This is a genomic window from Pseudarthrobacter sp. AL07, assembly GCF_029960665.1.
Classification (GTDB): domain Bacteria; phylum Actinomycetota; class Actinomycetes; order Actinomycetales; family Micrococcaceae; genus Arthrobacter.
Genome location: NZ_JASBRB010000003.1, coordinates 29,514 through 46,034, shown reverse-complemented (window position 1 = coordinate 46,034; position 16,521 = coordinate 29,514). Strand labels below are relative to the sequence as shown.

Genomic DNA, 16,521 nt, shown 5'->3' with positions numbered 1-16,521 from the left:
AGCAGCGGCAAGGGAGGCGTTCAGTGAACAACGTTCCAAACGAAGGCGGGGTCCTTGGTCCCGCGGCCAGGGAAGCATCGATCGCCAGGCTCAGGGCTACCTCGGAACCCGGCAACGAACTGGACATCCTGATTGTCGGCGGCGGCATTGTGGGCGCCGGAGCGGCGCTGGACGCCGTGACCCGAGGCCTCAGTGTGGCGATTGTGGAAGCCAGCGACTGGGCGGCCGGCACGTCGTCGCGTTCCTCCAAGCTGATCCACGGCGGCCTGCGCTACCTGGAGATGCTGGATTTTGGCCTGGTGAAGGAAGCGCTGCACGAACGCGGCCTGATTCTTTCGGTTCTGGCACCGCACCTGGCCCGGCCCGTGCCGTTCCTGTATCCGCTGACCAAACCGTTCCTCGAGCGGCCCTATGTGGGCGCCGGGATCGCACTCTATGACGCCATGTCCATTACCGGCGGGCACAGCCGCGGCGTGCCGTTCCACAAGCACCTCAGCAGGCGGGGCACCCTCAGAGCCGCCCCCAGCCTGAAAAAAGACGCCTTTGTGGGCTCCATCCGCTATTACGACGGCCAGGTGGATGACGCCAAGTACGTGGCAAACCTCGTCCGGACGGCCGCACACTACGGCGCCCATGCGGTGAACCAGATGGCGGTGGTGGACTTCCTGCGGGAAGGTGAACGCGTGGTGGGGGCCAAAGTGGTCAACCACGAAGACGGTACGCACTTCAACGTCAAAGCCAAGCAGGTCATCAACGCCACAGGTGTATGGACTGACGAAACCCAGGCGATGGTCACGGACCGGGGGCAGCTCAAGGTCCGGGCGTCCAAGGGCATCCACCTCGTAGTGCCCCGAGACCGGTTCCAGTCCACGGTGGGGCTGATCCTGCGCACCGAAAAGTCCGTGCTCTTCGTTATTCCGTGGGGCAGGCACTGGATCATCGGCACCACGGACACTGAGTGGAACCTCGACAAGGCCCACCCTGCGGCCTCCAGCAAGGACATCGACTACATCCTCGAGCACGTCAACCGGGTCCTCAAACGCCCGCTGACCAGGGAGGACGTTGAAGGCGTCTACGCCGGGCTGCGCCCCCTCCTGGCGGGGGAGAATGATTCCACAGCGAAACTGTCGCGTGAACACATCGTGGCCCACCCCGTACCGGGCCTGGTGGTGGTGGCCGGCGGCAAATGGACCACCTACCGGGTTATGGCCAAGGACGCAGTGGACGAGGCCACCCGCACCATGGATGAGCGGGTACCGGCAAGCTGCACCGAAACTATCCCGCTGCTCGGGGCCGGCGGATTCAAGGCGGCCTGGAACCGCAGGAGCAGGACCGCCGACGAGTCCGGCGTACACGTGGCCCGGGTGGAGCACCTGCTGAACCGTTACGGGTCCATGACTCCGGAGGTACTGGACATCATCGCCCGGAATCCCGAATTGGCTGAGCCGTTGCCCGGTGCTGACGATTACCTGCAGGCCGAAGCCGTATACGCCGCAACCCACGAAGGCGCCCGGCACGTCCATGACGTCCTGACCCGGCGGACACGCATTTCCATCGAAGCCTGGGACCGTGGTGTATCGGCGGTGCCAGTTGTCGCTAAACTTATGGGCGAAGTCCTTGGCTGGAGCGATGTACAACGCGAAAGCGAAATAAAGCACTACATAGCACGCGTTGAAGCTGAACGGCTGAGCCAGCAGCAGCCGGACGACGAATCGGCCGACGCCGCACGGCTGGGTGTGGAGGACATTGTCCCTTTGCGCTGAGGCGGCACCGCGTACCAGCATTTCTCCTGACTGAAGGGATACGCCTTGGCGGAACCACTTGACCGGTACGATGCCGATCTCACCACGTCCGATCTGGTGATTCTGGAGTTGGAAGCAACGGGCAAGTCGGACGCCGCGGCGCAACTCGCAGAACGCCTCTTCGCCGCCGGGCGCGTCACAGACCTGCCGCGGTTCCTGGAGCACGTCAACGCCCGCGAACACCAGCTCGCCACCGGCCTGCCGGGCGGGATCGGGCTCCCGCACGCCCGCAGCGAATTCGTCTCGCGGACGTCCATCGCCGTAGGCATCACCAAATACGGCCACTCCCTGGACTTCGGTGCCGCTGACGGTCCGGCCACCGTCATCCTGCTGATCGCCACCCCGGCAAGCTCCTTTTCCGATCACCTCGAAGTCCTGGCCACGCTGGCGCGCTCCCTGTCCAAGGAATCCTTTCGGGAGTCGCTGCGCCGGGCCTACGATGCCGAAGTCATCGCTGAACTCATCAACTCCAGCCTGGTGTTCTTCGATCACTAGCGATCGGGGGCTATTAGTTGTTCTACAGAGGAACGAAGTACGGTTAAGACGTGTGGAAAACAGCCCTTAAGCCCCGATGGATCGCAGGCCTGGTCTTCGCGATCGCCGTCTCCGGGGTGTTTGTCCTGCTTAGCCAGTGGCAGTTCGGGCGCTCCACGCAGCCCGAGGTTGCGGTGAATCCCGGCACCGAGGACGTGAGGGTGCTGACGGAGACGCTTGTCCCCGGAGCATTTTTCCCCGGGTCAGTGTCAGACCAGATGGTCGCCGCCGAAGGATCCTACGACCCAGCCAAACAGGTCTTGGTGCCAGAGCGCCTGAAGAATGGCGAGAACGGCTACTGGGTGGTTTCCGCCTTCGCCGTGACCGGAGCGCCCGCGGTCACCGGTGTCGCTGCTTCCCCGCAGACCTGGATTCCCGTAGCCCGCGGTTGGGTGGCAGATCCCGACGACGCCGGCGCACCGCCGTCGGGCATTGTGAACCTGACCGGACGGCTGCTGCCGTCTGAATCGCCGCTGCCTTCCATCGCGCCGGACGCCGGACGCGCCACCGCCGTGTCGGTTGCCGAACTCATCAACTACTGGGACGTCAGCATGTACCCGGGATTTGTGGCCGCGACCTCGGAACTGGCCGCCGGGTCCGACCTGTCCGCGGCGGCCGTTGACGGAGCCCTGAAGCCCCTGGAAATCGGTCCCCAGCCGCCCGCCCAGCAAGTCAACTGGCTCAATCTCTTCTACTCGCTCGAATGGGTGGTGTTCGCCGGCTTCGCCCTGTTTATCTGGTGGCGCCTCGTGAAGGACGACTACCGGCGGGACCTCGAAGAGGAACTCGACGACAATCCTCACCATGATGCTCCGCCCGCCGAAGCAACTTCTGAACAGCTCCAACAAAAGGTAAAGCCATGATCGAACCGAAACCGGCCATCCAGCAGGGTCCTGCGCAGGGCAAAGGCAAGAAGCGCCGCTTCGGCGGTACCGAGCGGCAGATCCGGTCCGCGCTGAAGTTCTACAAGGTGCTGGCGTACCTCACCGGCGCCATGCTGCTGCTGCTCTGCGCCGAGCTCATCGCACGTTACGCCTTTGGCCAGTACCTTTTTGCCGGCGGCACCAGCGCCGTCACGGGCCAGCCTTTCGGCCTGGGTTTCGCCGACGCCGAGCCCAAGGGCGTGGAGGGCGGCGCGAACATCTCCGTCGCCGTGCTGATCCTCCACGGCTGGATGTACGTGGTGTACCTGATCTCCAACTTCCGCCTGTGGTCGCTGATGCGGTGGCCTTTTATGAAGCTGATCCTCCTGGCACTGGGGGGCGTGGTGCCTTTCCTGTCCTTTATCGTGGAGAAGAAGTTCCACGCCGAGGTGGAGGCTGAACTGGCTGCGAACCCCCAGGCCACACAGCGCTACTGAACGCTGCAGCGGTGGGGAAATCCCGCCGTCGGACGTTCACTGCGTCACACCCACGGTCCTGAATGTGCGGCAGGGCGATGCCGCAAAGTAGGCTAGTGCGGTGACTACTCCCACTGCATCCCAGACCTCCCAGAAGCCGGTGCTGGTTGTTGACTACGGTGCCCAGTACGCGCAGCTGATTGCCCGCCGCGTCCGGGAAGCGAATGTGTATTCGGAAGTGGTTCCGCATACCTTCACCACCGAGCAGCTCCTGGCCAAGAACCCCGCCGCCATCATCCTTTCCGGTGGTCCCTCCAGCGTTTACGCGGACGGGGCACCCGCCGTCGGCGCCGACCTGTTTGAGGCCGGCATTCCGGTCTTCGGCATCTGCTACGGCTTCCAAGCCATGGCCAATGCCTTGGGCGGGAAGGTCGACAAGACCGGCCTGCGCGAATACGGCTCCACCGCAACCACCATCCTCGGTGAGGGCCGCTCCGTCCTCGAAGGGATGCCGCAGCACCAGAACACCTGGATGAGCCACGGCGACTCTGTGCACGAGGCCCCCGAAGGCTTCGAAGTGCTGGCGACGACGGCCGGCGCTGAAGTGGCTGCCTTCGCCAACGAAGAGAAGGCCCTCTACGGCGTGCAGTGGCACCCCGAGGTCAAGCACTCGGCCTATGGCCAGCAGGTGCTGGAAAACTTCCTGTTCAAGGGCGCTAAGCTGGAGCCCAACTGGACCACGGGGAACATCCTCGAGGAGCAGGTGGACCGGATCCGTGAGCAGATCGGTGACGCCCGGGTTATCTGCGGGCTCTCCGGCGGCGTTGACTCTGCCGTTGCGGCGGCGCTCGTCCAGCGGGCCGTTGGCGACCAGCTGACCTGTGTGTTCGTTGACCACGGCCTGTTGCGCGAAGGCGAAGCCGAGCAGGTGGAACGCGACTTCGTTGCCGCCACCGGCGTCAAGCTGTACGTAGCCAACGAGCAGGAGCGCTTCCTGTCGGCCCTGGCCGGCGTCAGCGATCCGGAAACCAAGCGTAAGATCATCGGCCGCGAGTTCATCCGCGCGTTCGAAGAGGCCGAGCTGGCCATCATCGCCGAGGCCGCGGCCCACGGCGAGAAGATCAAGTTCCTGGTCCAGGGCACGCTGTACCCGGACGTCGTCGAATCCGGTGGCGGCGAAGGGGCTGCGAACATCAAGAGTCACCACAACGTCGGTGGCCTTCCCGAGGACCTGCAGTTCGAACTGGTTGAACCGCTCCGCGCACTGTTCAAGGACGAGGTCCGCGCCGTGGGCGCCCAGCTGGGCCTGCCCCAGGAAATCGTCGGGCGCCAGCCGTTCCCCGGCCCCGGACTGGGAATCCGCATCGTCGGCGACATCACCCAGGAGCGCCTGGACCTGCTCCGCAAGGCGGACGCCATCGCGCGCGCCGAGCTGACCGCAGCCGGGCTGGACAACGAGGTGTGGCAGATGCCGGTAGTCCTCCTGGCCGACGTGCGCAGTGTCGGCGTCATGGGTGACGGCCGCACGTACGGCCACCCGATTGTGCTGCGTCCCGTTTCGTCCGAGGACGCCATGACGGCGGACTGGTCCCGCCTGCCGTACGATCTCCTGGCCCGGATTTCGAACCGGATCACCAACGAGGTGGAAGGCGTCAACCGGGTGGTGCTGGACGTGACCAGCAAGCCGCCGGGAACCATCGAGTGGGAATAGCAGTGTGAGTGGCCGGTCTCCGTCAGCGGAGGCCGGCCATTGTTGTCATCCGTTGAAATCCACGGCAATTTGGCCTGATCCAGTGTTGCGGTCTCTCATCCCGGCTTCTTTGCGGCTACGCTCGAAAGTATGCCGGTATGGTCCAGGGCGTCACGTGCAAACGCAGAAAAGAAGGCAGTAGTGTCAGTTGGTCAAGGCCACCCGGAGGGTTCTGAGGAGCTTGGAAAATGGCTGTCCGGGCTTAAACCCGTCACCGGGGCAGACACCATGCTGCGTTTCACCAAGACCCCCGAAGGTTCCATTGACCTGACCCATGCGCACCCGTCCGGTCTGGCCCAGCTGATGGCCGGCCGCCGCACACGGTTGTCCACACTCATCCGCGACCACCAACAGTACGTCGTCGCGGCCCGGGCATCGCGGAACATCCGCTCCAAAATCTTCGAACTCGGAAATGACCGGGGCATTGATGCCGGTTACCTGTCCGCAGGCACCGTTGTGTGGACCTCCGCCGTTGGCGGCAAACCCCAGCGCATCTCCGCGCCGGTGATGCTCACGGCAATTTCGCTCACGGTCCGGCCGGGTGAGGACGACTACGAACTGCAGCTCACCGAGCAGGCCAACATCAACCCGGCACTGGTCCGGCACCTGAAGACTGTCCACGGCATTGTTTTTGACGTTAACGCCGTGACCCGCCTCGCTTACAGCACCGCGCGCTTCGATCCCCAGCCTGTCCTGGACAGGCTCGCAACGCTTATCCGGCCCATCCACGGCGCCGAAGCCCAGCACAATTTGCTGGTGTCCACTTTCGCGGACCTTTCCGGCAACCTGGATGATCCCTGGATCAATGAGGGCAACCCGCTGGTCGCCGCCCTGGCCAAGGCGGCCGGCGGTGGGGTGATTGACGTACCCGTGCCGGACCCCTCCCGCTTCCCGAGTGTGGACACTCGCCACCCGGACGACGAACTGCTCCTCCTCGACGCCGATCCGGCCCAGCAATACGTTATAGATGCCGCCCGTGCTGGAGACTCCCTGGTGGTCAGCAGCCCGCCGGGCACAGGACAGACCCAGACGGCCATCAACACCATCGGTGCCCTGGTGGATGCGGGCAAGTCTGTCCTGGTGGTAGGCGACCGCCGGGCCAGCCTGAACGAAGTATCGGCACAACTGGAATCGCTTGGACTTGGATCCATCCTGTTCCAGCTCTCCGGCACAGCCACCCCCCAGCAGCTCAAGGCCCAGCTGGTGCGGGCCATCGTGCGGAACGAAAAGTCACTTGAGCCGCAGCTGGGGAACCTCCACCGGACCCTAACTGAGCACCGGCACGCGCTGATGGATCACGTGGCGTCCCTGCATAACGTGCGCCAGCGCTGGGGCTGTTCGCCGTATCAGGCCATGCAGTCACTGGCCGAGCTGACTTCCATCCATCCGGCTCCCGCCACCACCGTGCGTCTCAAGCGCAGTGTGCTGGACAGCATCCGCGATCGCAATGAGCTCGCCGGCCGGCTCCGCCGCGCCGCCGAGCTTGGCAGCTTCAGCCGCGCGTCCACCGCCAGCCCGTGGCACGGCGCCCGGCTGCTCACCCGTAAGGAGACCGAGGAAGCCCAGGAGCTCGCCCGGTCAGTGGCGAAGAACCTGCCTATTCTGCGTGACCGGATGAACAGCGCGGCCGAACATGCCGAAATCCGTCTTGGCTTGTCCTTCTCGGAGTGGGGGGAGCAGCTCGAACTCCTCATGGCTGTCCGCGAAAGCCTCGATAAGTTCACACCGGACATCTTCGACAGGCCGGTCAACGATCTCATTTCCGCCACGGCGTCCTCCGCCTGGCGCCGGGAGCGGAACGTAGACATGGCCTCCATGCAGCGTTCCCGCCTGCGCCGGGTTGCGAAAGAGTACGTCCGCCCGGGCGTCCACATCAGTGATCTCCACAGCTCGCTGGTGCTGGTGCAGGAGCAGCGTGCACTCTGGTCCGGGTACGCCACCTCACAGCGCCACCCGGCCGTCCCCTCGGGCCTTGCCGAAATGAATGTGATGTACCGGTCGCTGGACCGGGAACTGACCCAGCTGGGCGAGGCCCTCCGGCACACACAGGCCGGTGGCTCGCTGGCAACGGCCCGCTATGAGGAACTCATGAAGCGGCTGGAGCGGCTCGTGGCCGACACCCACACGCTCAAAACGCTTCCCGAGCGCACGCTGCTCGTGGAAAACATGCGCGAGCACGGCCTGGGGGAGCTCCTGGCCGATCTTGCGGACCGGGAGGTTCCCGCAGGTTCCGTCGCAGCGGAGCTTGAACTGGCCTGGTGGCAGTCCGCGCTGGAAGCGATGATCAGCGGCGACGATTACCTCGCCATGTCTGACGGGGACGCGCTCCGGCAGCTTGAGGCCGAGTACCGGCTCGCGGACAACGCTCACATTGCCAGCGGCGCCGCGCGCCTGCGCTGGGAACTGTCCGAACGGTGGGGGGCCGCGCTTGCGGAACACCCGCGCCAGGCCCAGCTGCTCAGGAGCCTGCTCAAGGACGGCAGGGTTACCCTCGCGGCGCTGACGGCCCAGGCCGCCGAGCTGGTTCCCATGCTGGTGCCGGTCTGGTCGGTCAGCCCATACCTCATGACCGGGCTCTTGCCGGCCGAACAGCACTTCGACGCCGTGGTCATCCTGGACGCCGAAGCGACGTCGCTGCAGGCCGTCCTGCCTGCCATCGCCCGGGCCGGGCAGGTCATTGCCTTCGGTGATGCCAAGATTGCCAGCCCCCGGACTTTCACTGTTGGTGTTGAGCGGCTGGCCGCCGGTGAGGCGGCCCACCATCGCGTCGAAAGCGCGTATTCGGCGCTGTCTGCGGTCCTGCCTGTCTGGCGGTTGAATTTTGTCTACCGCGCGGTTGACGAGGACCTGGTCCTGCAGCTGAGCAAGAACTCCTACGACGGCGCGCTCCGCAGGCTCCCGGAGGGGCAGTCGGCCACAGGACTGGACAGGGCGCTCCTGGTCGAGTACCTGCCCGACGGCACTGGGCTGCCCAGCGCCGACCGCGAAGGCGTGGAATCCGTGGTGGCCGAGGTTAACCGCGTGGTCCAGCTGGTCTTTGAGCACGCCCGGACGCGGCCGCGCACGTCGCTGGCAGTGGTCACCGCCAGCCTGCGCCATGCTGCCCGGATTGGTGAGTCAATCCGTCTTCAGCTCCCGGACCACCCGGGACTGGCCAGTTTCTTCAGCGCAGGATCCGAGTCCTTCCGGGTGGTTGACCTTGAGCGTGCGCAGGGCCTGGTCCGTGACCACGTGATCTTCTCACCCGGTTTCGGCCGCACTCCGCATGGCCGGGCGCTGCACAATTTCGGACCCCTGTCGGCTGAGGGCGGGCGGGAAAAGTTCGCTTTGGCCATGACGCGTGCCCGCCGATCGCTCCACGTACTGACGTGTTTCCAGCCCGAGGACCTTGACCACACGCGGCTGTCCTTCGGGGCGGTGGACTTCTACGAGCTCCTTAACCGTGAAATTGCCGGAAAGACCGATCTCGGTACCCCGGCCTCGCGTGCGGCTGCCAGCGAGCAGGCGCTGGGGGCCGATCCCCTCGTGGCCGATCTGGGAGACCGGCTGCGTGCCCGCGGCGCCCGAGTCTGGCACCAGTACGACGGCGTGATTGACGTCGTGGCCGCAGCAGACCCGCTCAGCACCATGGGCCAGGACGACGCCGATATTCCGCGGCCGGTGGCCATCGAGTCGGATGGCACGGAGCAATACCGCACCATGAGTGTCCGTGAGCGGAGCCGGCTCCGCCCTCAGCTGCTGGAACGGATGGGCTGGCGGTACATGCCGCTGTGGACCATCGAAGTCTTCACAGACCCGTCCGCTTGCGCGGACCGGATCGCGGGTTACCTGGGCCTCGAGAATGTTCTGCCGCCCGGACGAGGCACTGCCTCGGGCGGATTCTTTGACGAGGACATGGACTCGCTCGCGCTGGGAAATATTGGAAACGACAGGAACGAAGACCAGGCCGGACGCCTGGCCAGTGAGGAGGCGGTTGTTGTGACGTCACGGAATGCCGATCAGGCCGAGACGCGCGGTGACGACCAGCCGGATGAGACAGTTGACGGGACGGCCGCTGCGCCGGACCGCCAGGTGCCAGGGGCAGCAGGTATCTTGCCCAACAAGGCTGCGGAGGATGACCCGAAGCGCTGGGGCGACGGCCCGGACAACGATCACGACGCGTGGCTGAAGGAAAACAAGCCGCCGCACTGGGGCTGACCTCCAAGCTGCAACGGCTTCACCCCGCGATGCCTTCGGGTCCCACCAGGACGAAAAACAGTTTGCCCTGGGTGGAGGCCCCGGCAAGCCGCGCAGCCTGCTCCGGGGCTGCAGCCACGACAATCAGCCCGTCGGTTTCGCCGGTGCCCAACCACTGACCCGTCTTGCCGCCCTGTCCTGATGTCCACAGGACGGGAACGGCCGTTGCCAGCACTTCTGAGGGGAACTGCTGATCGTAGCCGTTCGCCCCGGTTAGTACCACGTTGACCAGTTGCCCGGGCGATACGAGCTGGATGGAGGAAGGATCGGCCATCCTCAAGGGCACGGCTGCGGAGCCCGGCGGCGTTCCGGTCAGCAGGCCGGGTCCCAGCAGCAGGGTGTCGGTCACGAGCTGGCCCTTCCGCAAAGGGGCTGCCAGTTGTTTTCCCGCGGCTTCACCGGTGTGGGAGATGGCCCCGGCGGTCAGCATCCCCGGCGGGATCTTCGTCGCGGTCATGTCCGTGGCCGACAAGGCCGTGCCTGCGGGGAGGTCCCGCGCCGCAGCCAACACCGGGACAGTATCGGCGGGCGGGGGAGTGAGCTGATGGACCGTGATCCCCGCAGCAAGGCACAGCAGGAGCGCTATCGCAAGGCGCCGGTTCCGGCCCAGCCAGGCTAACAGCCTATGGCCACGCACGGCGCGGGGGCGTGCTGACGGGAGCGGACGGCGGACCTGGCGTCCCGGCGGGGCGGATCCGCGGCTGGAACGAAAGAGAGTAGCGGGCATGCAAACCACGCTACGTACCGGCAGCGGAGTCCGACAGAAGCGAAGGTGCCTATGTGGAAAACCGAGCCGCCGGCGTCGTACGTCTTGTTAGACGGAGGTCAGCTGGCGGCAGCGGCCGTGGCAGGCGCCGGCGCGGCCACGGGGGCGGCAGGGGCAGCCGAAACGGTGCTTCCCTTGGCATCCCGGGAGTCGGTCCGGTAGAAACCGGAGCCCTTGAAGACCACGCCCACGCTGTTGAACTTCTTGCGCAAGGCGCCCTGGCACTCCGGGCATGACGTGAGGGTGCTGTCGGTAAACGACTGGAAAACGTCGAAGGCGTGGCCGCAATCCTTGCAGGCGTAAGCATAAGTGGGCACTGGTGATCCTCCTCGGGGGCAAACGAGAGGTCCTGTGCCGCGATGAACGCAAACCGTCCATTAGCAGTCGCAGGGCCTGAGTGCCAATTCTATCACCCCCGGAAAGTAGCCCTCCGTCAGGCTTAGTCCGGTAGCCGGATCAAACCTGACGGCGTCAGGGCAGCCGGCACCCTCCGGTCAAAGTCTTCGGCGGGAATGCGTCCGGCCGGAAGCAGTTCGGCATCGAAGACGACGGCCGCTATCGGGATCTCAAGTCCGTCCCGGCCAAGGGAGCCCAGCAGGACGTCGTAGTAGCCTCCGCCCTGGCCGATGCGGTTGCCGTCCCTGTCCACGGCCGTGGCGGGGATGAAGAGTGCGGCAACAGACGTCATGATGCCGAGGCCAAGGCGAGGTCCGGACGGTTCCAGCACCGGTGCATAGCGGCTGCGGACAAACTCCACGCCGGGGGTCCACTGCGTCCAGCTGAGCCGGCGGCCGGACTCACAGACAGGGAGCAGGACTGTGTGGCCATGCCGATGGAGTTCGATGATCAGGGGCAGCGTGGGTGGTTCGGGTTCTACGCCCAGGTATGCGCAAAAGATCGACGGCGTCCCGCCGGTCAGCTGCTCAGCCCAGGCAACGCCGTGGACGGCCAGGGCGGCACCGGCGGCGTCGCGGTGGGTGGGATCCGTCGCGGCACGGCGCGCACGATGGCGTGCGCGGATGTCCGCCTTGGCTGCGCTGCTTTCTTCGGACATGCCGCTCCTTGGTTGCCGTTCCCTGTGGACGTTGCAGTCGCTGCGGTCCGTTGGCGTTGGAGCCACCAATAATTACTGAATGATCAGCCCCTCCGTTAGATTAGTCCAGTGACTACCACTCAGCAGACAGTACGCAAGGCCGTTATTCCCGCTGCCGGACTGGGCACCAGGTTCCTGCCGGCCACCAAAGCCATGCCCAAGGAAATGCTCCCGGTGGTGGACAAGCCGGCCATCCAGTATGTGGTTGAAGAAGCCGTCAGCGTTGGCCTGAACGACATCCTGATGATCACGGGACGCAACAAGCGTGCCCTGGAGGACCACTTCGACAGGGTTCCTTCGCTGGAGGACACCTTGGAAGCCAAAGGCGACCTCGCCAAACTTGAGTCCATCCAGGCAGCAAGCAACCTCGGTGACATCCATTACGTCCGGCAGGGCGACCCCAACGGCCTGGGCCACGCAGTGTTGCGTGCAAAGCAGCACGTTGGCAATGAACCGTTTGCTGTCCTCCTCGGTGATGACCTGATCGATGCCCGGGACGAACTTCTCAGCACCATGATCGACGTCCAGTCCAAGACCGGCGGATCTGTGGTGGCCCTCATCGAGGTGGACCCCTCCCAGATCAGTGCCTACGGTTGTGCCGACGTGCAGGAGATCGACGGTGAAGGCTATGTCAGGATCAACAAGCTCGTTGAAAAGCCCAGTCTGGAGGAGGCGCCCTCCAACCTGGCCGTCATTGGCCGCTACGTGCTCCACCCGGCAGTTTTTGACGTGCTCGAGCGCACCGGCCCGGGCCGGGGCGGGGAAATCCAGCTGACGGACGCCCTGCAGGAACTGGCTGCCGGCGAAGGCGAGGGCCACGGAGTTTACGGCGTGGTCTTCCGCGGCCGCCGCTACGACACCGGCGACAAGCTCAGCTACCTCAAGGCCTGCGTCCAGCTCGCCATCGACAGCGACGACCTCGGCCCAGGCCTGCGGGAATGGCTGCCGGGCTTCGCAGCCGGCCTCGCTAAATAACTGCCGTGCGCCCCGGACCCATCTGGCCCGTAACACTCGAATGCGGCGACCTGATCCTGCGCCCCATCCGGTATCGGGATAAGAAGGAATGGACCCAGGTCCGTGGGCGCAACAGCGAGTGGCTAGCGCCCTGGGAAGCATCCAACCCGGCACCCGGCGGTGCGCTGCCTGACTACCGGCGGATGGTGCGGTCCTTGAAAATCCAGGCCGCCCAGGGGACGGCCTTGCCGTTCCTGATCACTGAGCGCACGCCCAGGTTGGCCGCCCCGGTCATCGTTGGCCAGCTGACTGTGTCCTCGATTGTGTGGGGTTCGGCCATGATGGCCACGCTGGGGTACTGGGTTGACCAGGCGCGCGCCGGTCACGGCATTGCGCCCACGGCGGTGGCCATGGCCACGGACCATTGTTTCCAGGCAATGGGCCTGCACCGGATGGAGATCAACATCCGGCCCGAGAATGGCCCCAGCCTGCGCGTGGTTGAGAAGCTGGGCTTCCGCGACGAAGGCCACCGTCCACGCTTCCTTCACATCAACGGGGAGTGGGCGGACCACCGGTCCTTCGCGCTGACCGCTGACGAGGTCCCGGGGGGGCTGCTCGCGCGGTGGCTCGCGTCCCGGTCCTGAACCGCCGGATCTGAACCGCCCATGGGTACTTCCAAGGTCATAAATCCAATGAATTGCCACGTTGCGGGCGACACACCGTGGCTAATGCGGGGACGGCTGCCCTAATGCTCATACGGTTTTGATTGTGGACTTCCCCCTAAGCAGCTCAGTGATCCTTGTGGTTGCCGTTGTGCTCTGGATCGTGTGGGTTGCGCCCTACGTTCTGCGGAACCGCCGGCACCAGGCCCAGGCCGCTGGCGACTTCCTGGCGGACGTACCAGCCATTGAATCATCGGACCCGAGAGCCGGAACGGTAATGAACATCGCCGCCCAGCAGGAGAAAGCCATGGAGATCAGGAAGAGCCCCGAAACCGCCACGGAAACGTCCGGCAACGCGACGACGCGCGGCGCGTTCCGGATCCGCTATGGCAGGACTGGGATCGCCCTCGCTGGTGTCCTAGCGTTGCTGACCGCCTTTGTTTCGGGTGTTCTTCTGCCGTTCGGAATCGGAAGCGCGCTGCTGCCGGTGGCCGGTCTGGCCACCACCGTCGCAGCTGTGGCGGTGCTCCGGACCTTGGCTGTCCGGGACCGCAAAGCGAAGGTCAACGCCGCGTTTCGCTCAGCGATGAGTGCCCCCGTGCAGCGTTCAGGATCCGTCGCCACGGATGCAGCGGACCGTCCCGCCCCCCGACCGGAAAGCCGGCTCTTTGACGCTGAGGCCCATCAGCCCAAGCCGAAGCCCGAGCCCCTGACTGCAATGGAACTCCGGGAAGCGGCACTGGCTGTGGCCGTTGCCGCCGGTGATGCCAGCGCCGCCGTATCGCTGAAACCGGCCAAGACCACCTGGGAACCGGTAGACGTGCCGAAGCCGGTGTATGTTGAAGCCGCCAAGGCAGAGCGCCCGGCTCCCCAGCCGCTTGATCTTCCGGAGGCACCCAAAGCCGTCGGGAGGCCGTCCCTGAAACAGGGCGTTCCCGCTGCCGCGCCCACCGCGCCCGCCGCGAAGCCTCTCACCAAGGCGCAGAGCGCCCTGAGCAACCTCGACGACGTCCTGCAGCGCCGCCGCGCCTGATAGCTTGCCAGGGCAGTCCACGCCGTTTGCCAGTCCGGGTGCGGAGTGTCAATTCGCAATGCGGGACGAAAATTTGTAGCCTAAGGTCACCGGTACCGCCGTTCATCAGGGAAGGTGGACTGTTCCGGGGCTATAGCTCAGTTGGTAGAGCGCTTCGTTCGCATCGAAGAGGTCAGGAGTTCGAATCTCCTTAGCTCCACATCGAAGGCCCTCTGACCACTGATGACGGCCAATTTCTTCAGCAGCCCGAGACCTGAAAGATCAGAAGCTTTGCCGAGCCGGTTCGCGTAATGGGGCATCATGATGCCCAGCGTCCTGGTAACCACTACGTGGGTCCGGACCTCACCGTCGCCGACCTTGGTCTTCAACGGGGACTCGGAGAAGTTCTTGATGTGAATGAGCGGCCCTCGGGCGACCCGGTCGATACCGAACTGCGAGATCAGGTAGTGCACGAACCACGCCTGGTACAAGGGCTCGGGCGCCCAGAAGTGCCCGCACGTTTGCGCGAACACGCTCCACGCTGCCTCGAATTTGTTGGCGATCTGTTCCTGGCCCATGCGTCCCCCTCGAAAGTCCTGGCACCGCAGCGCCATTTGCCTCCACATTAGGGGACGCTGTGGGCGAGTACCTGCCTCCGCATGAGATACGTTCAAGGAGACACTGATGAGCCCGCAATGGGCCAGCAAGCATGGAGCGCAATGACGACAGCATGGGTAGTCCGCCAGGGCACGCGCGGCAGGAACGCAGAAGAGATGCTTCAGTCCGGCTACATTGGCGTTGACTTCATCGGCGACTACGACATTAAGCCCCATCTGGGCAGCGGAGCAGAGGCCTTCCGCCGTGCAATGAACAGCGTCTTCCTGGACATGTACCCGGATAAATCCAAGATCTCTGCGGGCCTGTCGACGGGAAACCATTGGGCGGCCTGCGAGGGCATCAGCGAAGGCGACTTGGTCCTTGCCCCGAAACCGGGCCGGACCTACCAGTACGGCGCCGTCAGCGGAGGCTAAGAGTACCTCCCGGCACCGAGCTGCCCCATTGGCGGCGCCGGTCCTACCAAAAGGTCGCCTGCGAACGCCTCAATCGCGATGCCGCCGGCCAGGAAAGCCAGTGATGTCCTGACCCATGCCAGGAAGGTGCGTTCATTGGCAAGCGTGAAGCGGGGGTGCGGCACGCTTTCCCCGCCCAGGAGACGGCTTGCGATGGCCCTCCTACGTGCGACTGGGCCCTGCCTTTACAACACCGGGACACCGGGCGGTTTCGGGGGACTTCCACCCGATGATCACGATGTCCCCGTTTCGGCAGGATCCGGCAGTGTTGCGACGGCGGTCCGCAATTGCCCGGTGCTGCCGGGGGACTCCTAGAGGCTGGGATTAGATTCCGACCGGCCGAGGACAGCCCGCAAAGCGACAAGTGCCTCGGATAGCCCAGGCAGTTCCGGATGCCAGGCCTTTTCCCACTCCAGCGAGATCCACGTCCCGGCGCCTGTGGGCGTCTGAGCTATGATCAGTTCCAGAATCCGCCGCAGCGGTATGTCCCCGGCGCCGGGCAGGGTCATCGTCAGCTCTCCCGTCTGCCTGTCCATGGTTGCATCCTTGAACTGGACGTACTCAAACTGCCCGCCCAGGCTGTGAAGCGTATCGGCCGGGTCTTCGCCGAACCGCCACGGATGCATCACGTCCCAGATGGCCCCTGTGGGCGCCCCTGCGCCGAAAGGGGAGAGGATCCTGGCAATATCGACACCCCGGGGGTGCGAGTCGTGGGTCTCTAAAAGCAGCTTGAGCCCCAGTTGCTCAGCAAGCGGGGCCGCTGCAGCCAGACGCGACGCACCCCGCAGTTCCAGCTCTGTCACAGCTTCGCCATAGAAATCAGTCGTCGGATCCATGCCGGCGCCCGGGAAAACCCTCACGGCTTCAGCTCCCACATCCGCGGCAAGCTCTAGTGCACTGCGGAGTTGGCGTACTACCAGCTCATCCGGACCTGGATGGCAAACCTTGATGTAGCTTCCCAGACTCAGGACGGCCAGGCCCGCACGGGAGATTGCGGCGCGCACCTGCTCCCGAGCCGAACGGTCCATGGTTCCGCTGACGATGCCGCCGTCGTGGATCCTGACCTCCACCCCATCGATGCAATGCTCGCTGGCAAGCGCTATCACCTGCTCCAGACTGGCCTCGGGACAACCCAGGGTTGAAAACGCAATACGCATGTAACTCCGTTGAATCGTTCGGCGGTTGCGTTTCATTGTTGAACATCCAGGGGCCAAGTTGCTACTTCTTTATTCCTCTCCTCACCCTGCTGTTGTGTTGCTCCAATGCAGAGTTCCGGCAATGACGGCGGAACCTCGACGGACTG

Annotated in this window: 14 protein-coding genes, 1 tRNA gene and 1 pseudogene; 11 read left to right on the top strand and 5 right to left on the bottom strand. The window is 64.9% G+C overall.

Features of this window, described 5'->3' with window-relative positions; genetic code table 11:
- Positions 1–23 precede the first annotated feature (23 nt).
- From QK290_RS03825 to QK290_RS03800, 6 genes are all read left to right on the top strand, one after another.
- A complete protein-coding gene (locus tag QK290_RS03825; RefSeq protein WP_282329404.1) occupies positions 24–1,763 on the top strand; it encodes a glycerol-3-phosphate dehydrogenase/oxidase in 1,740 nt (579 codons plus the stop codon).
- A gap of 45 nt (positions 1,764–1,808) precedes the next feature.
- Entirely contained in the window at positions 1,809–2,297 is a 489-nt protein-coding gene (locus QK290_RS03820; RefSeq protein ID WP_193342065.1) for a PTS sugar transporter subunit IIA, read from the top strand.
- 50 nt (positions 2,298–2,347) lie between these two features.
- The gene (locus QK290_RS03815; protein WP_282329403.1) at positions 2,348–3,199 is read left to right on the top strand and encodes an SURF1 family protein; all 852 of its coding nucleotides are present in this window, start codon (positions 2,348–2,350) and stop codon (positions 3,197–3,199) included.
- On the top strand, positions 3,196–3,696 hold the full coding sequence (locus QK290_RS03810) for a DUF3817 domain-containing protein (protein ID WP_282329402.1): 501 nt from the start codon (positions 3,196–3,198) through the stop codon (positions 3,694–3,696). The genes QK290_RS03815 and QK290_RS03810 overlap by 4 nt, the downstream gene beginning before the upstream one ends.
- A gap of 100 nt (positions 3,697–3,796) precedes the next feature.
- Positions 3,797–5,386: a glutamine-hydrolyzing GMP synthase gene (guaA, locus tag QK290_RS03805; RefSeq protein WP_282329401.1), complete on the top strand. Its 1,590-nt coding sequence runs from the start codon at positions 3,797–3,799 to the stop codon at positions 5,384–5,386.
- Positions 5,387–5,515: 129 nt separating this feature from the next.
- A complete protein-coding gene (locus QK290_RS03800; RefSeq protein WP_282329400.1) occupies positions 5,516–9,622 on the top strand; it encodes an AAA family ATPase in 4,107 nt (1,368 codons plus the stop codon).
- A gap of 19 nt (positions 9,623–9,641) precedes the next feature.
- Here the strand turns inward: QK290_RS03800 and cpaB are convergent, their stop codons facing one another.
- The 3 genes from cpaB to QK290_RS03785 form a co-directional block, all read right to left on the bottom strand.
- Positions 9,642–10,388, bottom strand: coding sequence for a Flp pilus assembly protein CpaB (gene cpaB, locus QK290_RS03795; RefSeq protein ID WP_282329399.1), 747 nt, complete (start codon positions 10,386–10,388; stop codon positions 9,642–9,644).
- 98 nt (positions 10,389–10,486) lie between these two features.
- Positions 10,487–10,744: an FmdB family zinc ribbon protein gene (locus tag QK290_RS03790; protein ID WP_282329398.1), complete on the bottom strand. Its 258-nt coding sequence runs from the start codon at positions 10,742–10,744 to the stop codon at positions 10,487–10,489.
- A 122-nt stretch (positions 10,745–10,866) separates the two neighbouring features.
- Positions 10,867–11,481: a 5-formyltetrahydrofolate cyclo-ligase gene (locus QK290_RS03785; RefSeq protein ID WP_282329397.1), complete on the bottom strand. Its 615-nt coding sequence runs from the start codon at positions 11,479–11,481 to the stop codon at positions 10,867–10,869.
- 108 nt (positions 11,482–11,589) lie between these two features.
- Here QK290_RS03785 and galU point away from each other — a divergent pair, with 108 nt between their 5' ends.
- From galU to QK290_RS03760, 5 genes are all read left to right on the top strand, one after another.
- Entirely contained in the window at positions 11,590–12,495 is a 906-nt protein-coding gene (galU, locus tag QK290_RS03780) for a UTP--glucose-1-phosphate uridylyltransferase GalU (RefSeq protein ID WP_282329396.1), read from the top strand.
- 5 nt (positions 12,496–12,500) lie between these two features.
- Positions 12,501–13,118, top strand: coding sequence for a GNAT family protein (locus QK290_RS03775; protein ID WP_282329395.1), 618 nt, complete (start codon positions 12,501–12,503; stop codon positions 13,116–13,118).
- Between the two features lie 148 nt (positions 13,119–13,266).
- Positions 13,267–14,169 carry a hypothetical protein gene (locus QK290_RS03770; protein ID WP_282329623.1) on the top strand — a complete coding sequence of 301 codons (903 nt, stop codon included), beginning with the start codon at positions 13,267–13,269 and terminating at the stop codon, positions 14,167–14,169.
- Between the two features lie 126 nt (positions 14,170–14,295).
- Positions 14,296–14,368 (top strand) — tRNA-Ala (locus QK290_RS03765).
- Between the two features lie 499 nt (positions 14,369–14,867).
- Positions 14,868–15,179 (top strand): hypothetical protein, encoded by a 312-nt coding sequence (locus QK290_RS03760; RefSeq protein ID WP_282329394.1) that lies wholly within the window; start codon positions 14,868–14,870, stop codon positions 15,177–15,179.
- Positions 15,180–15,229: 50 nt separating this feature from the next.
- Here the strand turns inward: QK290_RS03760 and QK290_RS03755 are convergent.
- Together QK290_RS03755 and QK290_RS03750 are read right to left on the bottom strand one after the other, a co-directional pair.
- A pseudogene (locus QK290_RS03755) lies at positions 15,230–15,373 on the bottom strand (DUF202 domain-containing protein); the annotation flags it as partial.
- Between the two features lie 156 nt (positions 15,374–15,529).
- Entirely contained in the window at positions 15,530–16,375 is an 846-nt protein-coding gene (locus tag QK290_RS03750) for a sugar phosphate isomerase/epimerase (RefSeq protein WP_282329393.1), read from the bottom strand.
- Between the last annotated feature and the right edge of the window lie 146 nt (positions 16,376–16,521).

Excerpts from the sequence above, each read along its gene's own strand:
- QK290_RS03785 (WP_282329397.1), bottom strand. The coding sequence starts at position 11,481 with ATGTCCGAAGAAAGCAGCGCAGCCAAGGCGGACATCCGCGCACGCCAT.
- QK290_RS03810 (WP_282329402.1), top strand. The coding sequence starts at position 3,196 with ATGATCGAACCGAAACCGGCCATCCAGCAGGGTCCTGCGCAGGGCAAA.
- cpaB (WP_282329399.1), bottom strand. The coding sequence starts at position 10,388 with ATGCCCGCTACTCTCTTTCGTTCCAGCCGCGGATCCGCCCCGCCGGGA.
- QK290_RS03800 (WP_282329400.1), top strand. The coding sequence starts at position 5,516 with ATGCCGGTATGGTCCAGGGCGTCACGTGCAAACGCAGAAAAGAAGGCA.
- QK290_RS03750 (WP_282329393.1), bottom strand. The coding sequence starts at position 16,375 with ATGCGTATTGCGTTTTCAACCCTGGGTTGTCCCGAGGCCAGTCTGGAG.
- QK290_RS03760 (WP_282329394.1), top strand. The coding sequence starts at position 14,868 with ATGACGACAGCATGGGTAGTCCGCCAGGGCACGCGCGGCAGGAACGCA.